Genomic DNA, 2,174 nt, shown 5'->3' with positions numbered 1-2,174 from the left:
TAAGCTGGTGTTTTTTTGGGGGGGTTGGGGGGGGTGGGGGGGGTCTGGGGGGGGGGGGGGGGGGGGGGGGGGCGGGCGGTCAGTTGAGGGGTCGGCTCAGGACGTAGAGGGTCCGTACGGCCACCGCGGCGGAGAGTACCAGGAGGTGGTAGCCGATCAGCGTGTACAGGCTCAGGTCGGCCGCGACCATCGGGCCTTTGTCGAGGCCGAGGAGTTGGACGCCGGTGACGCCGAAGAAGATCCCGAGGAAGGTGAGGAGTACCCGGCTCAGCAGTTCGCCGGCCACCTTGCGCTCCCGCGGGTCGGCGAACAGGCGCACGCTCACCGTGAGTCGCCCGTCCTCCAGGGCACTGCCGATCCGGTCGAGGCGGCGCGGTAGCCGTCGCAGCACCGGCAGCAGGCCCAGGACCTCGTCCTGGGCGATTTGGCGGGCGCCGCTGGGGCCGATGCGGTCGGCGAGTCGGGAGGCCGCGTAGGTGCGGGAGGCGGCCAGCATGTCGAAGTCCGCGCTGAGCCGTAGCAGGGTGCCCTCCAGGGTGCCCAGGGCCCGGAACACGGCGGCGATCTCCGGCGGGACGGCCAGCCGGAAGTCGGTGATCAGGCGGAACAGGTCGGTGAACATCTGCATGTCCGGGGCCGTGCCCGGCCCGAGGTGGCGGGCGCTGAAGCGGCCGAGGGCGCGTTGCAGCCGGTGCTCGTCGACGTCCTGGGGCCGGTCGGTGACGTCCAGCAGCGCGTCGCGCAGCGCGGCGGCGTCCGCGCGTTGCACCGCGAGGAACAGCGAGGCCATCGACTCGCGCAGTCCCGGGTCGATCCGGCCGACCGACCCGAAGTCGAGCAGGGCCGGGCGCCCGTCGGGCTGGAGCAGGATGTTGCCGGGGTGCGGGTCGGCGTGGAAGACGCCGTCGCGCACGATCTGGTTGAGCAGGGCGGTGAACAGGGTGTCGGCCAGGTTTCGGCCGTGCTGCGCGTCGTCGGGCCGGGCCTGTCCGAGCGGGGTGCCGTCGATGCGGTCCATCACCAGGACGCGTTCGGTGCTGAGGGCCTCGTGCACCTGCGGTACCGTCACGCTGTCGTCGCGCCGCTGGGCCGCGGCGCGGCGCACGGCGCTCATGTTCCGGGCCTCGACCCGGAAGTCCAGTTCCTCGCGCAGGGCGAGCGCGAAGCCCTGGGCCAGGTCGACCAGGCCCAGGGCGCGCCCCCAGTCGGTGCGCGTCTGCAGGGTGGCGGCGAGGCGGGCGACGATGTCGAGGTCGCGTTCGACGAGTTCGCGCACGCCGGGGCGCTGCACCTTGACGATGACGCGGGTGCCGTCGTGCAGGAGCGCGGCGTGGACCTGGGCGACGGAGGCGGCGGCGAGCGGGCGGTGGTCGAACTCGGCGAACACCTCGTGGGGGGCGGCGCCGAGCGCGGCGATCAGCGCCCGTTCGACCTGCGGCCAGGGGGCGGGCGGTACCTGGTCCTGGAGCCGGCCGAGTTCCTCGACGTAGGGGGCGGGCAGCAGGTCGCGGCGCGTGGACATCACCTGGCCGAGCTTGACGAACGTCGTGCCGCCCGCCTGGAGGGCCTGGCGCAGTTCCTGCGCCAGCAGTTCGTGGCGCGTCGTGTCCCGCCGGCCCCGGCCCCGCAGGTAGGGGCCGAGGCCGTGGCGGCCGGCGATGGCGACGATCTGCGAGTAGCGGCGCATGCGCGCCAGGCGCCCGCGCACCGAGCGCGGCCAGGACAGCGGGCGCACGCTGCCCGCGGGCAGCACGAGGTCCAGGGCGACCAGCGTCACCATGGCGACCAGCAGGGCTATCGCGATCATCAGGGTGCTCAGCGCGATCCGCTGTTCGTCGCGCTGGAGGTGGGTGCCCAGCAGCGCGCCCGCGGTCGAGATCCCGACCAGCCCCGCCAGTGCCGCTCTCGGCAGCCCGGCCTCGATGCCCAGCAGGCGGCGGCCCAGCAGCGCGGGCGGCACCACGAGCAGGAAGCCGCCGACCAGCATGCCGATGATCCACATGTGTTTTGATCCCCCGTCAATCACGTGCGCGGGGAACGCCCTTCACCCGGCTGTCCGGCCCCGCGTCCCCGCCGCCCCGGCCGAGCGCCGGGAACCGGCTCATCATGCCATCGGTCCCCGCGTGTACGAACCCGCGGCCCGGCGCCGCCCGCGCCGCCCGCGCCGCCCGCGC

General features: G+C 74.3%; 1 protein-coding gene. It reads right to left on the bottom strand.

What is annotated here, in order from left to right; all coding sequences use genetic code 11:
• Positions 1 to 79: 79 nt before the first annotated feature.
• Complete coding sequence (locus ACWEQL_RS42230; protein WP_452156905.1) at positions 80 to 2,002, bottom strand: ABC1 kinase family protein; 1,923 nt, start codon at positions 2,000 to 2,002, stop codon at positions 80 to 82.
• Positions 2,003 to 2,174: the final 172 nt, after the last annotated feature.

Source organism: Kitasatospora sp. NPDC004240 (assembly GCF_053603215.1).
This window is presented reverse-complemented; position numbering and strand designations above follow the sequence as displayed.